This window comes from Streptomyces sp. MA5143a (assembly GCF_900290235.1).
In the GTDB taxonomy this organism is placed as follows: domain Bacteria; phylum Actinomycetota; class Actinomycetes; order Streptomycetales; family Streptomycetaceae; genus Streptomyces.
In genome coordinates this window covers 72,258-87,218 of the sequence record NZ_OLMK01000066.1, presented here as the reverse complement: position 1 = coordinate 87,218, position 14,961 = coordinate 72,258, and the positions used below count along the sequence as shown (strand labels likewise).

Annotated in this window: 13 protein-coding genes; 10 read left to right on the top strand and 3 right to left on the bottom strand. The window is 71.0% G+C overall.

The window, feature by feature from the left end:
* Positions 1 to 78 precede the first annotated feature (78 nt).
* The 4 genes from SMA5143A_RS26555 to SMA5143A_RS26540 all read left to right on the top strand — a co-directional run bounded on the left by SMA5143A_RS26555 (position 79) and on the right by SMA5143A_RS26540 (position 3,855).
* On the top strand, positions 79 to 903 hold the full coding sequence (locus SMA5143A_RS26555) for a helix-turn-helix domain-containing protein (RefSeq protein WP_107465358.1): 825 nt from the start codon (positions 79 to 81) through the stop codon (positions 901 to 903).
* 139 nt (positions 904 to 1,042) lie between these two features.
* Positions 1,043 to 2,503, top strand: a complete 1,461-nt coding sequence (locus SMA5143A_RS26550; RefSeq protein ID WP_107465357.1) for an aldehyde dehydrogenase family protein — start codon at positions 1,043 to 1,045, stop codon at positions 2,501 to 2,503.
* A gap of 135 nt (positions 2,504 to 2,638) precedes the next feature.
* A complete protein-coding gene (locus tag SMA5143A_RS26545; protein ID WP_107465356.1) occupies positions 2,639 to 3,187 on the top strand; it encodes a DinB family protein in 549 nt (182 codons plus the stop codon).
* Positions 3,188 to 3,213: 26 nt separating this feature from the next.
* The gene (locus SMA5143A_RS26540) at positions 3,214 to 3,855 is read left to right on the top strand and encodes a PadR family transcriptional regulator (RefSeq protein ID WP_107465355.1); all 642 of its coding nucleotides are present in this window, start codon (positions 3,214 to 3,216) and stop codon (positions 3,853 to 3,855) included.
* Positions 3,856 to 3,927: 72 nt separating this feature from the next.
* Here the strand turns inward: SMA5143A_RS26540 and SMA5143A_RS26535 are convergent, their stop codons facing one another.
* A complete protein-coding gene (locus SMA5143A_RS26535) occupies positions 3,928 to 5,364 on the bottom strand; it encodes a glutamate decarboxylase (RefSeq protein WP_107465354.1) in 1,437 nt (478 codons plus the stop codon).
* Positions 5,365 to 5,453: 89 nt separating this feature from the next.
* On the opposite strand from SMA5143A_RS26535, the gene SMA5143A_RS26530 reads away from it, so the two are divergent.
* Together SMA5143A_RS26530 and SMA5143A_RS26525 are read left to right on the top strand one after the other, a co-directional pair.
* The gene (locus SMA5143A_RS26530; RefSeq protein WP_107465353.1) at positions 5,454 to 6,215 is read left to right on the top strand and encodes a MerR family transcriptional regulator; all 762 of its coding nucleotides are present in this window, start codon (positions 5,454 to 5,456) and stop codon (positions 6,213 to 6,215) included.
* A 151-nt stretch (positions 6,216 to 6,366) separates the two neighbouring features.
* Positions 6,367 to 7,329 (top strand): DedA family protein, encoded by a 963-nt coding sequence (locus SMA5143A_RS26525; protein ID WP_107465352.1) that lies wholly within the window; start codon positions 6,367 to 6,369, stop codon positions 7,327 to 7,329.
* A gap of 136 nt (positions 7,330 to 7,465) precedes the next feature.
* Here SMA5143A_RS26525 and SMA5143A_RS26520 read toward each other — a convergent pair whose 3' ends face one another.
* Positions 7,466 to 9,184, bottom strand: coding sequence for a threonine/serine ThrE exporter family protein (locus SMA5143A_RS26520; RefSeq protein WP_107465351.1), 1,719 nt, complete (start codon positions 9,182 to 9,184; stop codon positions 7,466 to 7,468).
* Positions 9,185 to 9,325: 141 nt separating this feature from the next.
* Positions 9,326 to 9,817 (bottom strand): inorganic diphosphatase, encoded by a 492-nt coding sequence (locus SMA5143A_RS26515; protein WP_055520960.1) that lies wholly within the window; start codon positions 9,815 to 9,817, stop codon positions 9,326 to 9,328.
* 79 nt (positions 9,818 to 9,896) lie between these two features.
* On the opposite strand from SMA5143A_RS26515, the gene dacB reads away from it, so the two are divergent.
* The 4 genes from dacB (at position 9,897) to hpt (ending at position 14,877) form a co-directional block, all read left to right on the top strand.
* The gene (gene dacB / locus SMA5143A_RS26510; protein WP_107465350.1) at positions 9,897 to 11,552 is read left to right on the top strand and encodes a D-alanyl-D-alanine carboxypeptidase/D-alanyl-D-alanine endopeptidase; all 1,656 of its coding nucleotides are present in this window, start codon (positions 9,897 to 9,899) and stop codon (positions 11,550 to 11,552) included.
* 177 nt (positions 11,553 to 11,729) lie between these two features.
* Entirely contained in the window at positions 11,730 to 12,854 is a 1,125-nt protein-coding gene (locus SMA5143A_RS26505; protein ID WP_107465349.1) for a zinc-dependent metalloprotease, read from the top strand.
* Between the two features lie 191 nt (positions 12,855 to 13,045).
* On the top strand, positions 13,046 to 14,230 hold the full coding sequence (gene tilS / locus SMA5143A_RS26500) for a tRNA lysidine(34) synthetase TilS (RefSeq protein WP_107465348.1): 1,185 nt from the start codon (positions 13,046 to 13,048) through the stop codon (positions 14,228 to 14,230).
* 86 nt (positions 14,231 to 14,316) lie between these two features.
* Complete coding sequence (gene hpt / locus SMA5143A_RS26495; RefSeq protein WP_055523757.1) at positions 14,317 to 14,877, top strand: hypoxanthine phosphoribosyltransferase; 561 nt, start codon at positions 14,317 to 14,319, stop codon at positions 14,875 to 14,877.
* Positions 14,878 to 14,961: the final 84 nt, after the last annotated feature.

The window sequence follows — 14,961 nt, the reverse complement described above, 5'->3', positions numbered from 1 at the left end:
GACTGCGGCCCTTGAAGAAGTTGGGGAGGCTGGACGAACGTGGGCGCCGGTGAATCGAGCGGGTCGGTGGTGAGGCGGATGCTGCTGGGCTCGCACCTCAGGCGGCTGCGCGAGGCACAGGGGATCACCCGGGAGAAGGCCGGGTACTCGATCCGCGCCTCCGAGTCGAAGATAAGTCGGATGGAGCTCGGCCGGGTGAGCTTCAAGTCCCGTGACGTGGAGGACCTGTTGACCCTCTACGGCGTCACCGACGAGGCCGAGCGCACCTCCCTGCTCTCCCTCGCCAAGGAGGCGAACGTCGCCGGCTGGTGGCACAGCTACTCCGACGTCCTGCCCAGCTGGTTCCCCACCTACGTCGGCCTCGAGGCAGCCGCCCACCTCATCCGTTCCTACGAAGTCCAGTTCGTCCACGGTCTGTTGCAGACCGAGGCGTACGCCCACGCGGTCGTCGCCCGCGGGATGAAGGACGCGAGCGACGCCGAGATCGACAAGCGGGTCGCCGTCCGTATGGAGCGCCAGAAGTACCTGGTCTCCGAGCGGGCCCCCGAGTTCCACTGCGTCCTCGACGAGGCCGCCCTGCGCCGCCCCTACGGTGACCGCGAGGTGATGCGCGGTCAGCTCCAGCACCTCATCGAGATCTCCGAACGCCCCAACGTCTGCCTCCAGGTGATGCCGTTCGGCTTCGGCGGGCACTCCGGTGAGAGCGGCGCCTTCACGGTCCTCAGCTTCCCCGAGTCCGACCTCTCGGACGTCGTCTACCTCGAACAGCTCACCAGCGCGCTCTACCTGGACAAGCGCGAGGACGTCGCCCAGTACGAGCGGGCGATGAAACAGCTCCAGAACGACAGCCCCTCCCCGGCGGAGAGCCGCGATCTGCTGCGGGGGCTGCTCCAGCTGTCCTGAGGTCCTCGGGCCCCCGTGAGTCTCCGGGATTCCCCCTCAACTCTCAGTGCACAGACGTACGATGACGCGTGATCACATCGTCATGCACTGTCGTGTGCGTACGGGTGTCCGTCCCGGGCGCGAGGGATTGAGGGTTCACATGTCGTCCTACTTCACCGATCTGGCGCAGCAGTACATCGGCGGTGAGTGGCGCCCCGGCACCGGCTCCTGGGACATCATCGACTTCGACCCCTACGACGGCGAGAAGCTCGCGTCGATCACGATCGCCACGGTCGACGAGGTGGACGAGGCCTACCGGGCCGCGCGGGACGCCCAGCGGGAGTGGGCCGACGTCAACGCCTACGCCCGTCGCGCCGTGTTCGAGAAGGCCCTGCGGGTCGTCGAGGAGCGCGAGCGGGAGATCGCCGAGGTGATCACCGCCGAGCTGGGCGGTACCCGCCTCAAGGCCGGCTTCGAACTGCACCTCGCCAAGGAGTTCCTGCGCGAATCGATTCGGCTGGCGCTGCGCCCGGAGGGGAGCATCATCCCCTCGCCGGTCGAGGGCAAGGAGAACCGCCTCTACCGTGTGCCGGTCGGTGTGGTGGGGGTGATCAGCCCCTTCAACTTCCCGTTCCTGCTCTCCCTCAAGTCGGTCGCCCCGGCCCTCGCGCTCGGCAACGGTGTCGTGCTGAAGCCGCACGAGGACACCCCGGTCACCGGCGGCACACTGGTCGCGAAGATCTTCGAGGAGGCGGGTCTGCCGGCCGGTCTGCTGAACGTCGTCGTCACCGACATCGCCGAGATCGGCGACGCCTTCATCGAGCACCCGGTCCCCAAGGTCATCTCCTTCACCGGCTCCGACAGGGTCGGCCGCCATGTCGCCACCGTCGCCGCCGCGCACTTCAAGCGCGTGGTCCTCGAACTGGGCGGCAACAGCGCGCTGGTGGTGCTGGACGACGCGGACGTCGACTACGCGGTCGACGCGGCGGTCTTCTCCCGCTACGTCCACCAGGGCCAGGTCTGCATGGCCGCGAACCGCGTCCTGGTGGACCGCTCCGTGCAGGAGGAGTTCACCGAGAAGTTCGTGGCGAGGGTGCAGGCGCTCAAGACCGGCGACCCGCGCGACCCGGAGACGGTCATCGGCCCGGTGATCAGTTCCTCGCAGGCCGACGCCCTGACCGCCGTCGTCGACCAGGCGATCGCCCAGGGCGCCACGGCGCTCGTCCGCGGCACCACCATCGACAACCTGGTCGGGCCGAGCGTCCTCACCGGCCTCCCGGCCGGCTCCCCCCTCCTGAAGCAGGAGATCTTCGGGCCCATCGCCTTCCTCATCCCCTTCGACGGGGAGGAGGAGGCCGTCCGCCTCGTCAACGACACCCCGTACGGCCTGAGCGGCGCCGTCCACACCGGGGACGTCGAGCGGGGGGTGCGCTTCGCCCAGCGGATCGACACCGGGATGTTCCACGTCAACGACGGCACCGTCCACGACGAGCCGATCGTCCCCTTCGGCGGCGAGAAGCACTCCGGCCTCGGGCGCCTGGGCGGTGAGACCACGGTGGAGGCGTTCACCACCCAGAAGTGGATCTCGATCCAGCACGGCCGCAGCCGCTTCCCGTTCTGACGCCGTCCGGCTGATCGTCCACCGGGTTTCGAACGCCCCGCGCCCTTGCGGACCGTACCTGTCCGCAAGCCCCCGTAGCTTCGGAGGTGTCAGAGGGGCTCACCGGAGCCCGGACCCGACGAAAGGCGGCCGGTCATGGTCACGCACGTGCAGGCAGAGGCGAAGGGCGACGAGCGGGGGGCGCTGCTGGCCTTCCTGGCGGAGCAGCGCGGCGGCCTGCGGCGCACGCTGCTCGGCCTGACCGACGAACAGGCAAGCAGCCGGCCGAGCGCGAGCGAGCTGTCCCTGGCCGTGCTGGTCAAGCATGTCGCCGAGGTCGAGCAGGGCTGGATCGCACGTGCCAAGGGCGAGCCCGCGGCGGTGCAGCGGGACGAGTCGAACTGGCACGAGTGCTTCACCCTCGTCGGCGACGAGACCGTCGAGCAGCAGCTCGCGTACTACGAGAAGGTGGCCGCCGAGACGGAGGCGTTCATCCGCGCGGTGCCGAGCCTCGACGACACCTTCGAACTGCCGGCGGCGCCCTGGCACCCGCAGGACGAGACGCTCTCCATGCGCTGGCTGTGCCTGCACCTGATCCGGGAGACGGCCCGGCACGCCGGGCACGCCGACATCATCCGGGAGTCGCTGGACGGCGCGACCGCCTTCGAGCTGGTGGCGAAGGAACAGGGCGCCGACTGGGGCTGACCTCGCCGGGTCCTACGCTGGGCCCCATGTCAGCGATCCGTCTTCTCGTGCTGGGCGCGGTGCGCCAGCACGGGCGGGCCCACGGCTACCAGGTGCGCAACGACCTGGAGTACTGGGGCGCGCACGAGTGGTCCAACGCCAAGCCTGGCTCGATCTACCACGCCCTGAAGCAGATGGCGAAACAGGGACTGCTGCACGCGCACGAGATCGCCCCCTCGACCGCCGGCGGCCCGCCGCGCACCGAGTACGAGATCACGGAGAAGGGCACCGCCGAGTATCTGAGCCTGCTGCGGCAGTCCCTCCTCGCCCACGACCAGAAGCCGGACGTGCTCTCCGCGGCGCTCGGCTTCATGGTCGACCTCGACCGCGAGGAGGTCCTCGGCCTCCTCCAGCAGCGGGTGCGCACCATCCAGCAGTGGCGCGCCGCGGTCACCGACCACTACACCCCCGAGGACGGCCCCGCCCAGCTCGGCCACATCGGCGAGATCATGAACTTCTGGGTCCACTCCGCCGACGCCGGCGCCGAGTGGACCCAGGGGCTCATCGAGCGGATCCGCGGCGGCGCCTACACCTTCGCCGATGAGGGCGAACCGTTCGTCGGTGTCCTGGCCGAGGGCCAGGAGAACCCGTACGCGACGGGGGAGCGGCATCCGGAGGACACCCGCTGATCAAGTTCGACCGGCACGACGTGGTGGCACACACCCGTGTGGTGCGCCCGCGCGTCGGCTTCCGTGACCGCGCTAGTGATGGAAGCCGGTCGCGGCGGCCTTGTCGCGGGTGATCGGGTGCGGCTGCTTGCGCAGTTCGGGCAGTAGCCGCCCCAGATCCTCCAGGAACAGCTCGGCGAGGTCGGAGGAGAACCCGTTGCGGCACACCACGCGCAGCACGGACAGGTCCTGACGGTTCTCCGGGAAGGTGTACGCCGGCACCAGCCAGCCCCGCTCGCTCAGCCGCCGCGCCACGTCGAACACGTCGTACGCGGTGACGTCGTCGGTGGTGGTGAAGGCGAACACCGGCAGCTCGTCGCCCCGTGTGAGCAGCCGGAAGTCACCGAACGCGGCCACCTGCCCGGCGAGCCCGGTGGCGACGTCCCGCGTGGACTGCTGCACCGCGCGGAACCCCTCGCGGCCCAGCCGCAGGAAGGTGTAGTACTGCGCGACGACCTGGGCGCCCGGCCGTGAGAAGTTCAGCGCGAAGGTCGGCATGTCGCCGCCCAGGTAGTTCACCCGGAACACCAGCTCCTCGGGCAGCTCGGCGGGCGACCGCCACAGCGCCCAGCCCACACCGGGGTACACCAGCCCGTACTTGTGCCCGGACGTGTTGATCGACGCCACCCTCGGCAGCCGGAAGTCCCACACGAGGTCCTCGTCCAGGAACGGCGCGACCATGGCGCCCGACGCCCCGTCGACATGCACGGGCACGTCGAGCCCCGTGCGCTCCCGCAGTTCGTCGAGCGCCGCGCACAGCTCCGCGATCGGCTCGTAGGACCCGTCGAAGGTGGACCCGAGGACGCCCACCACCCCGATGGTGTTCTCGTCGCACAGCGCGGCGGCCGCCGCCGGGTCGAGGTGGTACCGGTCGCCCTCCATGGGCACCTGCCGGGCCTCCACCTCCCAGAAGTTGCAGAACTTCTCCCAGCAGACCTGCACATTGACGCCCATGACCAGATTGGGCCGCGCGTCCGCCGAGGGGTACCGGTCGGCGTTGCGCCGCGCCCACCGCCGTTTGAGGGCCATCCCGGCGAGCATGCACGCCTCGCTGGACCCGGTGGTCGAGCAGCCGACGGCCGTGGCCGGGTCGGGCGCGTTCCACAGATCGGCGAGCATCGCCACACAGCGCCGCTCCAGCTCGGCCGTGCGTGGGTACTCGTCCTTGTCGATCATGTTCTTGTCCCGGCACTCGCTCATCAGGACGGCGGCCTGCGGCTCCATCCAGGTGGTGACGAAGGTGGCCAGGTTCAGCCGTGCGTTGCCGTCCAGCATGAGTTCGTCGTGGACCAGCTGATACGCCGTGGAGGGTGTCAGCGGGCCGTCCGGCAGCCGGTGCCTGGGTGGGGCCTGCGCCATACCGGCGACCGGGTCGGCCGCGCCGTAGAAGGGGTTCATGGCGATCCGCCGCCGGTCGCCGTCGTGCCGCCGGTCGTCCGGGGCGAGGGGGTCCCATCGGTGCAGTGGCATGTCTTCGACGGTAGGGGCGGTACGGGGGACTTGCACCTCACGCGACGTGAGGACCCAGGCTGGACGGTGACCGAAGGGAGGAGCGGAACATGAGCCACACCGTGGGGCAGGTCTCCGGATTCGCCGGGATCACGGTGCGCACACTGCACCACTACGACGAGATCGGCCTGCTCGTACCGAGCGAACGCACCCACGCGGGGCACCGCCGTTACAGCGACGCCGACCTCGACCGGCTCCAGCAGATCCTGTTCTACCGGGAGCTCGGTTTCCCCCTCGACGAGGTCGCGGCCCTGCTCGACGACCCGGAGACGGACCCGCGGGCGCACCTGCGCCGCCAGCACGAGCTGCTGACCGCCCGGATCGAGAAGCTGACGAAGATGGCCGCGGCCGTGGAACACGCCATGGAGGCACGGAAGATGGGAATCAACCTCACGCCCGAGGAGCGGTTCGAGGTCTTCGGGGACAAGGACCCCGAGCAGTACGCCGAGGAGGCCGAGCAGCGCTGGGGCGGCACCGACGCGTATGCCGAGTCGCAGCGACGCGCCGCCTCGTACACCAAGGACGACTGGAAGCGCATGCAGGCCGAGGTGGCCGACTGGGGCGCGCGCTACGACGCCCTGATGACCGCCGGTGAACCGGCGACCGGCGAGGCCGCGATGGACATGGCCGAGGAGCACCGCCTCCACATCTGCCGTTGGTTCTACGAGTGCCCCTACGACATGCACCGTTCCCTCGGTGAGATGTACGTCGCCGACGAGCGGTTCAAGGCGTTCTACGACTCCCTGCGTCCGGGGCTCGCGGAGCACCTGCGGGAGGCGATCACGGCCAACGCCGCCCGTGCGCGCCCCTGACCACGCGGCTTGGTCCCGGGGCGGGCACAGGGCACCCTGGAGGAGCCCGTGGAACCTGAGGGGGTGACCGTGCGTTGATAGCTTTGGTCACCCCTGTGGGTCCTCACCCGCGGGCCCTCACTTGCCTCTCACCCCCCAGGAGCCCGGAACCGTGACGACGATCGCCCTCGGACCGAGCTGGCTGGACCCGGATTACCTGCTCGACTCGTTCGGGATCTGGGGCCTGCTCGTGATCGTGTTCGCCGAGTCCGGCCTCCTCATCGGCTTCTTCCTGCCGGGTGACTCGCTGCTGTTCACGGCCGGCATGCTCATCGCGACCGATGTGCTGGACTTCCCGCTGTGGGCGGCCATCGTGCTGATCTGCGTCTCGGCGATCCTGGGCGACCAGGCGGGCTACATGTTCGGCAAGAAGGTCGGCCCCGCCCTCTTCAAGCGGCCCGACTCGCGCCTGTTCAAACAGGAGAACGTCACCAAGGCCCACGAGTTCTTCGAGAAGCACGGCCCGAAGTCCCTCGTCCTGGCCCGCTTCGTGCCCATCGTGCGCACGTTCACGCCGATCATCGCCGGCGTCAGCGGCATGAAGTACCGCACGTTCCTGATCTTCAACGTCGTCGGCGGCATCCTCTGGGGCGCGGGCGTCACACTGCTGGGCGCCTGGCTCGGTCAGATCGACTTCGTCCGCAAGAACATCGAGGCGATGCTGATCCTGATCGTCCTCATCTCGGTGCTCCCGATCATCATCGAGCTGCTGAAGGCCCGTAAGGCGAAGAAGAACCAGCCCGAACAGGCCCCGGCCGCCGCCCCGGTGATGGACGACGCGACGACCCAGCTCCGCCGCGTCCCCTCCACCGACCAGCCCCAGCCGTACGCGCAGCGGCCCCCGCACCAGCAGCAGTACGACCAGCACCAGGGCTACGGCAACCAGGGCTACCAGGGCTATCCGAACCAGGGCTACGACCACGGCGGCCACCAGGACCACGGCTACCAGCAGCCCCCGCGGCAGCCGTACGCCCCGCAGTACCCGCAGGACAACCAGTACCCGCAGGACCCCCGTCAGGACCCCCGCCAAGGCGACAACCAGGGCTACCAGGGGCAGAACTACCCGCAGTACTGACCGCAGCCCCCGCCCAGGACTCCGCGCCCTTGTCGCCAGGGGCGCGGATTCGCTTTGAGGGGCGCGGGGAACTGCGCGATCAGCCCGAGACGACCCGCAGTCGCCCGCGAACAGCACACCCCCGGGCGGCAGGCGCTCAGAATCCGCGGGTCCGCTTCGCCGCCTTGCGTCCCGCCCGGGCCGCCCCCGGCAGGAACAGCCGGAAGAGCTCCGACCCGAGGTTCACCCCGATCGCGATCGCCATGGCCAGCGCCGCCGCCTTCGTGAGCGACACCAGCCCCGCGTCCACGTCGTTCTGCGCGAACGCCAGCAGCCCGAAGTACGTCGCGGAACCCGGCAGCAGCGGCCCGATCGCCGCCGTCGTGTACGGCAGCGCCGACGCGAACCGGTACCGGGACAGCAGCTGCCCGAACAGCCCCACCAGGCCCGCGGCCACCGCCGTGGACGCGACCGGCGAGATCCCGCCCGCGTAGTGCATCGCCCCGTACACCGTCCAGGCCACGCCCCCGTTGAGGGTCACCGCCAGCACGGTGGATCGTTCCTGCTGGAGCAGGACCGCGAAGGTCAGCGACAGCAGCATCGACGCCACGAGCTGGAGCACGGGCCGCTCGGCGGTGCTCAGCGCCGCGTCCGGGTTCAGCTGGGCCCCCAGCTTCACCCCGAAGTACAGGACGATCAGCACCCCCACCACGATGCCCACGAAGAGGTACATGACCTCCAGCAGACGGGCGGAGGCGGTGATGTAGAAGCCGGTCAGCCCGTCCTGGACGCCCGCGACGAGCGCCCGCCCGGGCAGCAGGGCGAACAGCCCACCGGTGATGACGGCGGCGGCCTCCACGTCCACGTGGAACACGGTCAGCAGCACGCCGATCGCCGCCGGCGGCATCGCCGCCACCAGGAACTGGTAGAACTCCGGCAGCCCCCGCCCCGAGCACACCCACGCCAGCCGGTCGCCCAGCATGGCCCCGAGCGCGGCGGCCACGAACACGACGACGCCACCGCCGACCAGCGTGGACGCGGCGCCCGCCAGCAGTCCGCTGGAGGCCGTCAGCACCCAGCCGGGATACGGGTGCCGGTTGCGCCGTATCTCCGCGAGCCGCCGGTACGCCTCCTCCAGCGAGATCACGTTCTCCGGGTCGCTGAGGTCGTCCACCAGTCGGAAGACGGCCGCGAGCCGTGTGTAGTCGGTGGCCCGGCGTCGCACGATCCGCGAGGCGGTGACCGGGTCGTCCACCAGCGACGGCTGATGGGTCACCGACAGCTGGGTGAACGTCACCGTGGGCTCGCAGCGGTCCAGGCCGTAGGACCGGCAGACGGCGAACATCGCCGCCTCCACGTCCTCCGCGCCCTCACCGCCCGCGAGCAGCAGCTCCCCGATACGCAGCGTCAGGTCGAGCACCCGCGGCACGGCGGGACCCGAGTCGCCCTCCGCGCGCACCGGCTCCGGCGCGGGCCGCTCCGCCACCGGCATCCGCAGCATGGTCCGCATCCGGTCCTGCCACGGCGCGTCCTTGGTCAGGCTGACGGCCGGGATGCCGCCCGCCGGTGTGAACGCGGGCGGCGCCTGTTTCGCGCGGTACGTCCGTGGGGTGCTGAACGCCGACCCCTCCTGCTCCCCGGCCACCGGCTCGGGCGGCGTGAGCCCCCGTGGCAGCGCGAACTCCGAGGTCGTCTGCGACTCCGGCTCCACCGAGGCCGGCGGCACGTCCAGCCCGGCGGGGATCGCGAACTCCGACGTCACCGACGACTCGCCGTCGATCCCCGGGACTGGGCCCGCCTGGGCCGCCGCTCTCACGGCGGCGAAGGCGCTGCTCGCCTCGTCCGACACCGGCTTGCGGTCCTCGCGTCCCGTCACTCCCACTCCGCGGCGCTCCCTGTACGACAGCTCCAGTACGCCTCAGTATGCGCGGCGCCACACGCCGGTACGCGAACGGGCCACGCGTCCCACAAGGGGACACGCGGCCCGTTCGGTTCCACGGCCTGCGAGGCGGGGAGGTCAGTGACCGCCCTGCTCCTTGAAGCGCTTGTACGACTTCTCGACCTCGGCCTCGGCCTCCGCGCGGCCGACCCAGTCGGCGCCCTCGACGGACTTGCCGGGCTCCAGGTCCTTGTAGACCTCGAAGAAGTGCTGGATCTCCAGGCGGTCGAACTCCGAGACGTGGTGGATGTCACGCAGGTGCTCCACACGCGGGTCGGACGCCGGGACGCACAGCAGCTTGTCGTCGCCGCCGGCCTCGTCGGTCATCCGGAACATGCCGATCGCGCGGCACTTGATGAGACAGCCGGGGAAGGTCGGCTCCTCCAGGATGACCAGCGCGTCCAGCGGGTCGCCGTCCTCGCCGAGGGTGTTCTCGACGAAGCCGTAGTCGGCCGGGTAGCTGGTCGAGGTGAAGAGCCGACGGTCCAGGCGGATCCGACCGGTCTCGTGGTCCACCTCGTACTTGTTCCGCGAACCCTTCGGAATCTCGATCGTGACGTCGAACTCCACCGGTGGCTCCTCCATGATCAACACATAGTTCTGGTGGTTAAGTGTCCCTCACGCAGGTGTGTGATCGCGAAAGGGGCTGGTGGTCGTGCCCGAGCCGAAGGTCTGGCGGGCCGCGAGACCGCATGTGGTGCGGGTCGCGCGCGCCGTGAAACCGGGTGTCGTGCGGATGACGCACGCCGTGAAACCCGGTGCCGCGCGCGTCGCACGGGTGGTGAAACCCGGTGTCGTACGCGTCACGAGCGCCGTCGGCGCGCGCTCTTCGCGACTCGCGGGGAGCACGAAGAACCTCACGAACGTCCAGCTCACCGCGGGTGCTGCCACCCTGGGGCTGGTGCTCTCGGCCGGCGCCGTCCTCGCCGCCGGGCCCTGGGACTCCACCGGTCAGCGTACGGCCGAGCGCGACTGGGCCGCATCGCACGGTCACGAGGGTGGCGCAGATCACGGACGTAGTTCCGGTACGTCGTCCGGTACGGCCCAGGGGGCGCCCAAGCCCGCGCCGAGCGCCCCCTCCGTGCTGACCGGCCTCGGCGGTGCCTCCGGCGCGGACTCCATGCCCGGCGGCGACGCCCTCGCCGCCGTCCTCGACCCGCTGTTGGAGGTGCCGGCGCTCGGCCCCCGCCGCGCGGCGGCCGTCGTCGACGTCAAGACCGGCGAGCTGCTGTACGGCAAGGGCGCCGACGACGCCCTGACCCCCGCCTCCACCACCAAGATCGCCACGGCCGCCGCGGCCCTCTCGGCGGCCGGCCCGGACCACCGCATCGAGACCCGCGTCGTCCTGGAGCCCGGCTCCGACGAGGTCGTCCTCGTCGGCGGCGGCGACCCCACCCTGACGGCCCACAAGGACGCCGGCGGCTACGCGAGCCTGCGCACCCTCGCCGACCGGACGGCCGCCGCGCTCGCCAAGCGTCACCTGAACAAGATCACGCTCGCCTACGACACGTCCCTCTACGACGGGCCCGAGCTCCACACCATCGGCCGCGACCCCAACCTGGCCCCCGTCACCGCCCTCATGGTCGACGAGGCCCGCCTGAACGACTCCACCAGCGGCACCGCCGCGCGCAGCCTCGACCCGCCGGGGGACGCCACCCGCGCCTTCGCGGACCTCCTGGCAGACCGCGGCATCAAGGCGACCAAGAACGCCGACGGGGGCCCCGTCACGGCCTCCAGGAAGGCCGAGGAGATCGCCTCCGTCCCCTCCGCGCCCCTGTCCACCCTGGTCGAGCGCATGCTCACCCACAGCGACAACGACATCGCCGAGGCCCTCGCCCGCCAGGTCGCCCTCGCCGCCGGTGAACCGGCCAGCTTCGAGGGCGGTGGCGCGGCGATCAAGAAGGAGCTCAAGAAACTCGAACTCCCCCTCGGCGACATCGCCTTCGCCGACGGCAGCGGCCTGAGCCGGGGCGACCGGCTGACCCCCGGCCTCCTCACCTCGCTCCTCGCCGCCGCCGCGTCCCCCTCCCACCCCGAACTCCGCCCGGTCCTCACCGGTCTCCCCGTCGCCGGCTTCACGGGCACCCTGCGCACCCGCTACCCCGCCGGCTCCACGGGCACCGGCCTCGTCCGCGCCAAGACCGGCACCCTGACCGGCGTCAACACCCTCGCCGGCACCGTCGTCGACGCCGACGGCCGCCTCCTCTCCTTCGCCTTCATGGCCACGGAGACGCCCAGCCGCGACCCGGCCCAGGCAGCCCTGGACACAGCGGCCTCAGCCCTGGCCAACTGCGGCTGCCGCTGACCCGCCGCCCCTTGATGGGCCGAAGGCCCAAAAGGGGGCGCGGGGCTGTGACACATGCGGCTCCGCCGCGTGGGCGCGAACAACCCCCACCGACCCGCACTCGCCGAACTACGAGCACCACCCCCCACCGTTGGCGCGACCTGCCCCCAGCGGCAGCGCTCCCGTACGGTTGACAACATGACGCGCATCGGTGGTGCCGAGATGGTCGACTGGAATCTCGCGGTCGCGACCGCGACCCGGCTCGTACGGCCGGGCCCCGACGTGAGCCGCGACGAGGCACGCGCCATCGTCGCCGAGCTGCGCCGACACGCGAAGGCGTCGGAGGAGCACGTCCGCGCGTTCACGCGGATGCTCCCCGACGAGGCCGACGACACACCCGTCCTCGTCGTCGACCGCCCGGGCTGGGTCCGGGCGAACGTCGCCGGGTTCCGGGAACTGCTCAAACCGCTGCTGGAGAAGATGCAGGAACGTCGCGCCGGCAGCCCCGGCGGAGCCGTGCTGGGAGCCGTCGGCGGCAAGGTCACCGGCGTCGAACTCGGCATGCTGCTGTCGTTCCTGGCCTCCCGGGTCCTCGGCCAGTACGAGACCTTCGCCCCGGCGTCCCGCGAACTCCCCGCCGGCGAGAACGGCGGCGGGCGGCTCCTGCTGGTCGCCCCGAACATCGTGCACGTCGAGCGCGAACTCGACGTCCAGCCCCACGACTTCCGCCTCTGGGTCTGCCTCCACGAGGAGACCCACCGGACCCAGTTCACGGCCGTCCCCTGGCTGCGTGACCACCTCGAGGGCGAAATCCAGTCTTTCTTGCAGGAGACCGAGGTCGACCCCATGACGGTCCTGGAGCGCATCCGGGAGGCCGCCCAGTCACTCGCGGGTGGCCGCCCCGAAGGAGAGGTCGGCGACGACGGTCACTCGATCGTGGAATTGGTGCAGACCCCCGCCCAGCGCGAGATCCTCGGCCGCCTCACCGCCGTCATGTCCCTCCTGGAGGGACACGCCGACTTCGTGATGGACGGAGTGGGTCCCGCGGTCGTCCCCTCCGTCTCCGAGATCCGAGAGAAGTTCCAGCAGCGCCGCGCGAAGGGCGCCTCGCGACTGGACCTCGCCCTGCGCAAGCTGCTCGGTCTGGACGCCAAACTGAGGCAGTACCGGGACGGCGAACGGTTCGTGAGCGCAGTCGTCGAACAGGTCGGCATGGACGGCTTCAACCGCGTGTGGACCTCGCCGAACACCCTGCCGACCAAGGCGGAGATCGCCAAACCGGCGGACTGGGTCGCACGGGTGCACCGCAAGGCGGAGTCGTGAGCCGCACGCGAGCGTGGTGAACGAATCCGGCCGACGGCAGGCGAACGCCCCTCCAATCACCCGTCCGAGGGACCGTGAGCGAGGGGTAGGCGTGCAATGCTCGGGGAACGGCCCGGTTCTGTCACCATCTACACACTCTGAGTGACCGACCTCGGGCTCACCCCCCGACAATTTCGTGAAGGGAACCGGACATGGGTCCCCACCCCGCGGTCGCGGCGATACGCCTGGCGGTGCGCCGCGTACTCCACGACATCCTCACCGAACACAACACGAACACCACCCGTCGCACGCCCGCCCGCACGACCCCGGGCGCGCCACCCCTCACCGGCGCACCACCGGCGTTCACGCCCCTCACGGCCACACCCCCCGAGGCCGTGCCCGGCCCGACGCCGTCCCATGCGAGCCCGGCCCCCCGCCCGGCGCCCCCCGCCGCCGCAGGGAGCCCCCCGCACGAGCCCGCGCCCCCGCCGCTCGTGCTCGTCGCCTGCTCCGGCGGCGCCGACTCCATGGCGCTCGCCTCCGCCCTCGCCTTCGAGGCGCCCAAGCTCGGCATCCGCGCCGGCGGCATCACCGTCGACCACGGACTGCAGCCCGGCTCCGACCTGCGCGCCGAGGAAGTCGTCCTGCGCCTGCGTGAACTCGGCCTCGACCCCGCCGAGTCCGTCGCCGTCACCGTCGGCCGCGACGGCGGCCCCGAGGCCGCCGCCCGCGACGCCCGCTACGCCGCCCTGGACGCCGCCCTCGACCGCCACGGCGCCACCGCCGTCCTCCTCGGCCACACCCGCGACGACCAAGCCGAAACCGTCCTCCTCGGCCTCGCCCGCGGCTCCGGCATCCGCTCCCTGTCCGGGATGGCCGCGGTCTCGGGGGCCGACGGCCGCTACCGCCGCCCCTTCCTCACGCTCGACCGCCAGACCGCCCGCAAGGCCTGCATGGTCCAGTCCCTCCCCGTCTGGGACGACCCCCACAACGCCGACCCCGCCTACACCCGCTCCCGGCTCCGCCACGAGGGCCTGCCCGCCCTGGAGAAGGCCCTCGGCAAGGGCGTCGTCGAAGCCCTCGCCCGCACGGCCCAGCTCTCCCGCGACGACGCCGACGCCCTCGACGCCTGGGCCCGCGAGGCCGAAGCCTCCGTACGCGACGCGGCGGGCCTCCTGGAGTGCGCCAAGCTCTACGCCCTGCCCCCCGCCGTACGCCGCCGTGTCCTGCGCCGCGCCGCCATCGAGGCCGGTGCCCCGGCCGGTTCCCTCTTCGCCCGCCACATCGAGGAGATCGACCGGCTCATCACCGGATGGCGCGGCCAGGGGGCCATCAATCTCCCCGGCCGGGTCGTCGCCCAGCGTCAGGGTGGCAGACTGGTGATTCGGCAAGGCTGAAACCGGACGCCGAAGGGGCCCTCACCGGGCCCCGGGCCCCCAGGGGGAAGAAGCGTCCGGCGGCGGCCCTGGGACGACCGAAAGTGATGCGGGTGGACGCGAAAGACATGGGTGCCGACCTCAAGCAGGTACTCATCACCAAGGAAGAGATCGACGCGAAGCTGGCCGAGCTGGCCGCGAAGATCGACGCGGAGTACGCGGGCAAGGACCTGCTCATCGTCGGCGTCCTCAAGGGCGCGGTGATGGTCATGGCGGACCTCGCCCGGGCGCTGTCCACCCCGGTCACCATGGACTGGATGGCCGTGTCCTCCTACGGAGCGGGCACCCAGTCCTCCGGCGTGGTGCGGATCCTCAAGGACCTCGACACCGACATCAAGGGCAAGCACGTCCTGATCGTCGAGGACATCATCGACTCCGGCCTGACCCTGTCCTGGCTGATCTCCAACCTCGGCTCCCGCGAGCCCGCCTCCCTCAAGGTGTGCACCCTGCTCCGCAAGCCCGAGGCCGCCAAGGTCGCCATCGACGTCGAGTGGGTCGGCTTCGACATCCCCAACGAGTTCGTCGTCGGCTACGGCCTCGACTACGCCGAGAAGTACCGGAACCTCCCGTTCGTCGGTACGCTCGCGCCCCACGTCTACGGCGGCTGAACCACCCGCGTCACGCGCACGGGCCAGTCTTACTGAGACGCTCGGGAACCCCAGCGGGTTTCAAGCCGTTGGAGCATGCGAGGA

Excerpts from the sequence above, each read along its gene's own strand:
- SMA5143A_RS26555 (WP_107465358.1), top strand. The coding sequence starts at position 79 with ATGCTGCTGGGCTCGCACCTCAGGCGGCTGCGCGAGGCACAGGGGATC.
- SMA5143A_RS26550 (WP_107465357.1), top strand. The coding sequence starts at position 1,043 with ATGTCGTCCTACTTCACCGATCTGGCGCAGCAGTACATCGGCGGTGAG.
- SMA5143A_RS26545 (WP_107465356.1), top strand. The coding sequence starts at position 2,639 with ATGGTCACGCACGTGCAGGCAGAGGCGAAGGGCGACGAGCGGGGGGCG.
- SMA5143A_RS26540 (WP_107465355.1), top strand. The coding sequence starts at position 3,214 with ATGTCAGCGATCCGTCTTCTCGTGCTGGGCGCGGTGCGCCAGCACGGG.
- SMA5143A_RS26535 (WP_107465354.1), bottom strand. The coding sequence starts at position 5,364 with ATGCCACTGCACCGATGGGACCCCCTCGCCCCGGACGACCGGCGGCAC.
- SMA5143A_RS26530 (WP_107465353.1), top strand. The coding sequence starts at position 5,454 with ATGAGCCACACCGTGGGGCAGGTCTCCGGATTCGCCGGGATCACGGTG.
- SMA5143A_RS26505 (WP_107465349.1), top strand. The coding sequence starts at position 11,730 with ATGACGCGCATCGGTGGTGCCGAGATGGTCGACTGGAATCTCGCGGTC.
- tilS (WP_107465348.1), top strand. The coding sequence starts at position 13,046 with ATGGGTCCCCACCCCGCGGTCGCGGCGATACGCCTGGCGGTGCGCCGC.
- hpt (WP_055523757.1), top strand. The coding sequence starts at position 14,317 with ATGCGGGTGGACGCGAAAGACATGGGTGCCGACCTCAAGCAGGTACTC.